We start from the raw sequence: 8,641 nt of genomic DNA, 5'->3' as shown, positions 1-8,641 counted from the left end.
CTACTACCATACCGTGGCCCTGTTGAGAACACTATCCAGGACATCATGGGTGGCGTACGTTCGACTTGTACCTACGTAGGCGCAGCGCAGCTTAAAGAGCTGACCAAGCGTACAACGTTTATCCGCGTGCAAGAGCAAGAAAATAACGTATTTGGTAAAGAATAACTGAGTATTCGTAAAGAGTAACTTGAGTTACTTTACAAAAATTTAAGTTAAATATCCCCAAAGGCCGCTGATAGCGGCCTTTTTTATCATCATCATTAAAATCTAACTTTCACATAATTAGTATTTTAAATACACCTTTGTGTTTTATACTACCCCCTTCTCTTTTTCTAATATCGAACGCCTTACTACAGGATAAGTAAGGTAACGGGTATCATCATGGCTATTTCACGTCGCGCATTCCTCAAAGCCTCCATTGCCACCGCTGTTGCGGCGACAGGCGGCTTAACCGTCTTTCATGCTTCAACCCGTTTCAATGACGCAGGTACCGTTATCATTCCCCATGCCAGCCATTGGGGGCCATTTAATGCCGTTGTCAAAGACGGCGTACTTATCGGCGTACAGCCTTTAGAAGAACTCGATGCCATGCCAACAGAGATGTTGACCGAGGGCATTATCAGCCGTGTATACGACAAAACACGGGTGCAGTATCCCATGGTCAGGCAGTCCTATTTAGCCGATCCTAAAGGCGATACTAAGCCTCATTTACGCGGTAAAGAGCCCTTTGTGCGGGTTAGTTGGGAAACCGCTCTCACCTTGGTAGCTGATGCTATCCAAACCACTGCACAAACTCATGGCAACCAAGCCATTTTCAGTAGCTCTTATGGCGGTTGGTCTCATGCCGGATTGATGCGACCGCAGGTGTTACAAGGACGCTTCTTTAATTTGATTGGTGGACAAAGCACCACAACAGGTGATTATTCCGGTGGCGCATCGCAAATCATTTTGCCACACGTGATTGGCGACATGGAGGTTTATTCACCACAAACCGCCTGGCCTATTATTGAAGAACACACAGAAGTTTTCGTCTTGATCGGCTGTGATCCTTGGAAAAACAACCGTATCGAATTTCGGGTTGCCGACCATCAAATGTATCCACATTGGAAACGCTTTGCTGATAATGGTATGCAGTTCATCTCGATTAATCCGCAACGTACCCGCACCGATGACGAATTAAATGCCGAGTGGGTAAAGATCGTTCCAAATACCGACACCGCATTATTCCTCGCCATGGCATACCATGCCTATACCCAAGGCTTGCATGACGCCGAGTACCTTGCCCGTTATACCGTAGGTGCTGATAAGTTCATCGACCATTTACTCGGTACGTACGACGGTATCGTAAAATCTCCAGATTGGGCAGCTGACATCACCGGTATGCCAGCAGAAAAAATCAGCCAAATGGCGGAACTATTCGCTCACCATAAAACTCAATTTGCCGCTGGCTGGTCACTACAACGGGCCGATCATGGCGAAATGACCCACTGGGCGATCATCAACTTCGCAGCCATGCTCGGTAAAATAGGTAAGCCTGGTGAAGGCGTAGGCTTCAGTTGGCACTACGGAAATGGCGGTATGCCGCAATCCGGCGGCACTATGCCTGTAGGGTTATCACAAGGCAAAAATCCGGTCAGCGCGAACTGCCCAGCATCCCGTATCTCCGACATGCTAAATCATCCGGGTACAACGTTTACCCGTGATGGTATCAAATATACCTATCCTGACGTTAAGCTGGTGTATAACGCAGGTAATAACCTCTTGTCTCACCAACAGAATACCAATGAACTTATTGCGGCACTCAATAAACAAGTAGAAACCTTTATCTGCCAAGACCCTTGGTGGTGTGCTTCTTCACGCTTCGCCGACATTGTTCTACCGGCCACCAGCACGCTTGAGCGAAACGATTTATCATCAGGCGGTACATACAGCAATGATAAAATCTACGCTATGCGCCAGGTGATTCAGCCTTACGGGGAGAGCTTGGATGATTATGAGATCTTCCGTCGATTATCTGAAATATTCGGCGTCGAAGAGAAATTCACCGACGGCCTTACCTACCCAGAAATATTAAAGCGTGCCTATAACACTTCTTCGGCCACTATGCCGTTTGAGGATTTTTGGCAGCAAGGCCATGCCCTAGTTGCCATTCCAGAAAGTGCCAATACATGGGTACGCCACGGTGACTTTTATAGCGATCCCGATCAATTCCCACTGCATACCACATCTGGGAAAATTGAGCTTTATTGCCAAGACATTGCCAATTTTGACGTCAAAGATTGTCCGCCGATGCCGACCTTCTTAACCCCGTTTGAATACTTGGGCAATGCGAAGAACAACCAAGTGCATGTTGTCAGCCCGCACCCGTACATGCGAGTACACTCGCAAATGGCCAACGCGAAAGTCCGTGAATACGAAGATGTACAAGGGCGTCAATATGTCCTGATCAACCAGCAAGATGCTGAACATCGGGGGATCCGTAGCGGTCAATTAGTCGAAATATTCAATGAACGCGGTCGTGTAATTGCAGGGGCGAAAGTATCAGACAAGATCATGCCAGGGGTGATCAGTTTGGAAGAAGGAGCGTGGCTGCAATTTGATAGCCAGGGGCGCTGTAACAGTGGCGCGATTAATGTGATCACCTCCAGCCAAGCATGCAGTGGTTTAAGCCAAGCCAACAGTGCCAATACTTGCCTGGCGTTCATTCAACGTTGTCGCGATCCTGAATCTAAAAACTTGGCATTTGAACCACCGCAAGTACTGACCAACAAAAACACATCATCCATTGTGGATGCTGATATCACCTTGGCCGTTGATGGAGCTGCCCATCAAACAGAACTGAGCCCAGGAGAAGCATTGTTCTATCAGCGCTGCACCCTGTGCCATTCTGCAAAAGATCCGCGCCAATACACCAAAGCACAGTGGCGTGGCATTACAAAAAGTATGTTCCCACGAGCAGGGCTTAATCCCGCAGAGCGAAAAGCGGTAATGGCCTTTCTCGATGACAACGCCAAAGATGCAACTCCAGAGTAACCCCCAGCGTACACAAGCCTCAGAATAAGCTTAGGCTGCACCTCGGTGTGGCCTTTTTCAAACTTTTGAGCAGTGGAAAAATAACCATCTGCGACTACAGTAATGTCTAGACCCACCACATATGGTTACGCCATATAAGCTGACATTATGAACTCCCACAGAGAACCACTTACCAGCCAAATTCAGGGACACGTCATATTACCTGATGACAGTGATTATGATGGAGCTCGCCAAGTATGGAATGCGATGATCGATAAGCGGCCTACTGCTATCATCAAATGCAGCAGTGCTGCTGATGTACTCACCGCACTAAACTACGCCAAAGACAAAAATATTGACATCACTGTCCGAGGCGCAGGGCATAACATCGCCGGTAACGCGATATGCGATAACGGGCTAATGATTGATCTTTCTGAAATGAAAGCGGTTACTGTCAACCCGCAAACTAAGCGCGCGCTTGTTCAACCCGGGGCTACCTTGGCTGACTTTGATGCTGCTGCGCAGCAACATGGCCTCGCGACACCTGTCGGTATCAATTCAACCACAGGTATTTCAGGGCTGACATTGGGCGGCGGTTTCGGTTGGCTGACCCGTAAATACGGTATGACTATCGACAATTTGGTTTCTGCCCAAGTCATTACTGCTGATGGTCAACAACTGACTGCATCAGCAGCTGAAAATAGCGATCTCTTTTGGGCTATCCGCGGTGGAGGCGGTAATTTTGGTATTGTGACCGAATTTGAATTTCAGCTCCATCCTGTAGGACCTGAAGTGCTTGCGGGGTTAATTGTCTTTCCATTCGACCAAGCTAAGCAGGTATTAGAGCAATACCGTGAATTTACCCAAACGGCTCCTGAGGATCTCAACGTCTGGGTTGTGATGCGCCAAGCCCCACCTCTGCCGTTCCTGCCAGAAGAAGTGCACGGTAAAGAGGTCATTGTTTTAGCGATTTTCTATGTTGGTGATTTGGTACAAGGGGAAGCTTTGCTCGAACCACTTCGCCAATTCGGTACCCCATACGGCGAGCATATCGGTGCACAACCTTATACTGCGTGGCAACAAGCCTTTGATCCGCTACTTACCGAAGGCATGCGTAACTATTGGAAGTCGCACAATTTTACTGAACTACATGACGACGCATTAGAATTGCTACTCCAATATGCCGGCAACCTCCCCTCTCCTCACTGTGAAATATTCATTGGCCAGCTCGCAGGAGCCGCCAACAGTGTTGCCTCAGATGCAATGGCCTACAGCAGCCGAGATGCCAAGTTTGTCCTCAATGTCCATGCACGATGGGAAACACCAGCTGAGGATGAAGCTTCTATCAATTGGGCTCGGGACTTCTTCAAAGCCACGACGCCTTATGCCTCTGCGGGTGCCTATGTAAACTTCATGACGGAAGAAGAAGGCGGACGCGTTTCTGATGCCTATGACAGTAATTATCAACGATTAGTCAAAATTAAACGCCAGTATGACCCTGATAACCTCTTTCACCATAATCAAAATATTAAGCCTTAACGCCATCACTCCGTAAACAAAAAAAGGTCACTTCAAGTGACCTTTGTTACTTACTCGACCTAGATCAAACTTCTGTTACTTAACAACGAGGTACTTGGAAGCAATGACTACACTTATAGTGAATTCATCATTGGAAGGGGAAGCTATATGGACTTCACACAAAAGATGAAGCTACGAGGTAAAGCCGAAGAAGATCTCTACTTTGCACAACAAGACAAAGACCTCATTGATGCTTTGCATGAAATGCAAGAAAACGGCGAAATCGATAGCTGGCATAAACCTGAGAAACATGGCAACTCACAGGCGTCGCAATAAATTTTACATTCAATCAACTTTTAGCGACGTGTGAGATGGTTTAGCAAAAGACAACCATCTGAAGTGCCTGAAAAGGTTAGTGCCTTTTCCTGTACTTGTTTAGACCTAATACAATTTACTCCCCATCCAATAAAGCGAGTGCCATTTATAGCACTCGCTTTGTGTTATCCGGTAGGCACACCTTGAAAGGCTATGCGTCCTTGTCGGTTACTGTATACAGCTCTGGCATGAACAGCGCAGGATTGTTTTCTGCCATTGCTTCATACACTGCCCACTTTGACAGCGCTGTATTTTGTGAACGTTCAAACAATTCATCCGCATGCTCACGGTTAGTTCGGTATAAGTTCTTGAATCGGTTTTCTCCTTTCATGAACTCTTCTTTGGCAATAGAAGGCCGCAACTGATCTAGCATGAATGGGTTAATCCCCTCTTCACGCAGCACTGGGTTATAGCGGAACAATCTCCAGTGGCCTGACGCCACAGCTTTCTTCGCTTGTTGTCGTGCTAAAGACAAATCAAAGCCATGAGCAACACATGGACTGTACGACAGAATCAATGATGGGCCATCATAAGCATCGGCTTCACGCAGCGCTTGCAGGGCTTGTTGGGGGTTTGCGTTCAAGCATATTTGCGCGACGTACACATTTCCGTATGAAATGGCTTGAAGCGCGAGCTCTTTACGGTGCGTTTCTTTACCACCTGCAGCGAATTTCGCCGTTGCAGCTAGCGGGGTTGCTTTAGAAGCCTGCCCCCCGGTGTTTGAATACACTTCGGTATCCATTACCAATATGTTGATGTTTCGGCCTGAACCCATGGCATGATCGAGACCGTGTGCGTCGATATCATACGCCCAACCATCACCACCCATGATCCAGATGGAACGCTTGATTAGAGAATCAATGGAAGCATCAAGTAAGCCCGCCTTTGGCTGACCTTTAATGCGCTCTCGAATGGTATCAATACGATTTCGCTGGATCCGACAATCCACTTCCGTATCTTGCGTCGCTGTTAGCGTCGCTTGTACAAGCTCTTTACCAATGACGTCTTCCATTTCCAGCATCAATCGGGTTGCTTGGTGCATTTGATGGTCAACGGAAATACGGTAACCCAAACCAAACTCTGCGTTATCTTCGAAGAGTGAGTTCGACCACGCAGGCCCTAAGCCGTTTTCACCTGAGGTCCATGGCGTTGTTGGCATATTACCGCCATAAATTGATGAACAGCCAGTTGCGTTGGCGACCATCATGCGCTCACCGAACAGTTGGCTAATCGTTTTCACGACTGCAGTCTCACCACAACCGGCACATGATGCTGGGAACTGGAAGTGAGGTGGCAAGAACTGCACACCTTTCACCGTTGAGTAATCAACCTGCTCTAGAGGAAGCTGAGGCAGTGCATCGAAAAAATCTACATTTGGTTTTTGCTCTTCCCACTGTGGTGCCGCTGCAACCATGTTAATCGCTTTACGCTCTGGGTGGGTTGGGTGGCGGGATGGGCATGCATCAACACAAAGCGTACAGCCCATACAGTCTTCTGCGTAGACCTGAATGGTATAGGCCATATCAGGAAAGCCTCGTGCGGCAACATCGGCATGCTTGAAGTTCTCAGGAGCATTTTCCAATTCAGACTTGTTGTACAACTTGGCGCGAATGGTGGCGTGCGGGCAGATGAATGAACAGTTACCACACTGAATACACAGCTCAGGATCCCAACTTGGTACACTGATAGCCTGACGGTGTTTGTCAAAGGCAGTTGTACCAGCAGGGAAAGTACCGTCTGCAGGAATCACTGATACGGGTATCAAGTCCCCGCGCATCGCCATGACTTCCTTGGTGACTTTCTGCAGGAACTCGGGCTGTTCCTTACCAATGGTTTCACGCATACCGATGGCTGATGTCGCTGACTCAGGAATAACCACTTTTTTCGTTGCCGATACCGCTAGGTCAACAGCATTCCAGTTCATCTCGACAATATCCATACCCTTACGCGAGTAGGCAACGTCAATCGAGTGCTTAATTTCTTTAATCGCCCGATCTTGATCGAAAATGTTTGCCAACATAAAGAAGCCGGTCTGCATAATAGTGTTTATGCGCTTGCCCATCTTAGCTTCAGAAGCAACCTTAAACGCGTCCAATACAAACAAGGATAATTCCTTATCTATGATGGTTTGCTGAACGTGTTTAGGTAAGTGTTTCCATACTTCTACGGCACTATATGGAGCATTGAGGAGCACAGTGGCCCCCTCTTCTGCACACTCCAAACATTCAAATTTGGTCAAAAAGTTAAATTGGTTAATACCAATAAATGACGCTGATTCAATAAGCCATGGTGCTTCAATGGGCGCATCACCGAACCGTAGATGTGATACGGTTCGAGAGCCTGCTTTTTTAGAATCGTAATCGTAATATCCCTGCACGAATTTGCCGTCGATACCACCAATGATCTTGATCGTACTTTTGCTCGCACCAACGGTACCGTCTGACCCCCATCCATACAGTACAGCACGTACGGTATTTGCAGGCTCAAGTAAGTAGTTAGGATCAATCGTTAAGCTAGTACGGCTTACATCATCGTTAATTCCTACGGTAAATTGGCTTATTCGCGTTTCTGCCGTGGCATTTTCAAATGCAGCTTTAACCATCGCAGGCGTGAACTGCTTAGAAGATAATCCGTATCGGCCACCTGTCAGCTTCGGCATTTTTGCAAGATTACCAATGCTGATTTGTTGAACGATAGTACTCATCACATCGGTATACAAAGGCTCAGCAACAGCACCCGATGTTTTACAGCGATCCATGACAATCATGTTTTCACAGGTAACGGGCAATTGCTTCATGAAGTAATCCATCGCAAACGGACGGTAAAGATGTACTTCAATCATGCCGAGCTTAGCGCCTTTAGCATTAAGATCATCAATCGTGACACGGGCGGTTTCTGCGCCAGATCCCATAATCACCATGACTGTCGTTGCCTCTGGATCACCATGGTACCCGAATGGCTCGTACTGACGGCCAGTCAATGCCGCGAACTTGTTCATGGCTTTTTCTACAATACCGGGCACCGCTTCGTAATATGGGTTAACCGCTTCTCTCCCCTGGAAATAAATATCAGGGTTTTGTGCAGTACCACGAATGATGGGGTTTTCTGGCGATAATGCACGTTTGCGATGAGCAATAACAAATTCGTTATCTATCATGTCTTGGATAACGTTGTCAGATACAACATTGATCTTGTTAACTTCATGTGATGTTCGAAAGCCATCAAAGAAGTGCATGAAGGGAATACGAGACTCTAGCGTAGCCGCCTGAGCAATCAATGCATTATCGTGCGATTGCTGAACTGAGCTTGATGCCAACATAGCGAAGCCTGTTTGGTTACAAGCCATAACATCTTGATGATCCCCGAAGATGGATAATGCACTTGTTGCCAGAGAACGCGCCGCAATATGAAAGACACTTGGCGTTAATTCACCGGCAATCCTATACATATTAGGGATCATTAACATCAAACCTTGTGAAGCGGTGAAGGTTGTTGTTAGAGCACCGGTTTGCAATGAGCCATGCGTAGCACCCGCCGCCCCGCCTTCGGATTGCATTTCAATAACATTAGGCACATCACCCCAAATATTTTTAATATTCTCTGCCGAATATTGATCCGATAATTCAGCCATCGGTGATGATGGAGTGATAGGGAAAATAGCAGCGACTTCGTTAGTGCGGTATGCGTTATGTGTGACAGCAGTACAGCCATCCATTGTTTTAAAATTATCTGACAT

The 8,641-nt window shown here is 47.2% G+C and carries 5 protein-coding genes; 4 read left to right on the top strand and 1 reads right to left on the bottom strand.

What is annotated here, in order from left to right; genetic code table 11:
• From ACVA58_RS19780 to ACVA58_RS19765, 4 genes are all read left to right on the top strand, one after another.
• Window positions 1-165, top strand: a 165-nt coding sequence (locus ACVA58_RS19780; protein WP_446512088.1) for an IMP dehydrogenase, incomplete at its 5' end; no start/stop codon positions are given.
• A gap of 216 nt (window positions 166-381) precedes the next feature.
• Entirely contained in the window at window positions 382-3,033 is a 2,652-nt protein-coding gene (locus tag ACVA58_RS19775; protein ID WP_446512084.1) for a molybdopterin-dependent oxidoreductase, read from the top strand.
• Window positions 3,034-3,180: 147 nt separating this feature from the next.
• Window positions 3,181-4,551: an FAD-binding oxidoreductase gene (locus tag ACVA58_RS19770; protein ID WP_446512083.1), complete on the top strand. Its 1,371-nt coding sequence runs from the start codon at window positions 3,181-3,183 to the stop codon at window positions 4,549-4,551.
• A 147-nt stretch (window positions 4,552-4,698) separates the two neighbouring features.
• Window positions 4,699-4,866, top strand: a complete 168-nt coding sequence (locus ACVA58_RS19765) for a hypothetical protein (protein WP_446512082.1) — start codon at window positions 4,699-4,701, stop codon at window positions 4,864-4,866.
• A 190-nt stretch (window positions 4,867-5,056) separates the two neighbouring features.
• Here ACVA58_RS19765 and nifJ read toward each other — a convergent pair whose 3' ends face one another.
• A complete protein-coding gene (gene nifJ, locus ACVA58_RS19760; RefSeq protein WP_446512081.1) occupies window positions 5,057-8,641 on the bottom strand; it encodes a pyruvate:ferredoxin (flavodoxin) oxidoreductase in 3,585 nt (1,194 codons plus the stop codon).

This window comes from Photobacterium sp. DNB22_13_2, from assembly GCF_052873915.1.
Note: the sequence above shows the minus strand (reverse complement) of the source record. Positions and strands in the feature narration are given on the sequence as shown.

Bases quoted from the DNA above. Each gene is read 5' to 3' on its own strand.
- ACVA58_RS19765 (WP_446512082.1), top strand. From the start codon at position 4,699: ATGGACTTCACACAAAAGATGAAGCTACGAGGTAAAGCCGAAGAAGAT.
- ACVA58_RS19770 (WP_446512083.1), top strand. From the start codon at position 3,181: ATGAACTCCCACAGAGAACCACTTACCAGCCAAATTCAGGGACACGTC.
- nifJ (WP_446512081.1), bottom strand. From the start codon at position 8,641: ATGTCAGATAATTTTAAAACAATGGATGGCTGTACTGCTGTCACACAT.
- ACVA58_RS19775 (WP_446512084.1), top strand. From the start codon at position 382: ATGGCTATTTCACGTCGCGCATTCCTCAAAGCCTCCATTGCCACCGCT.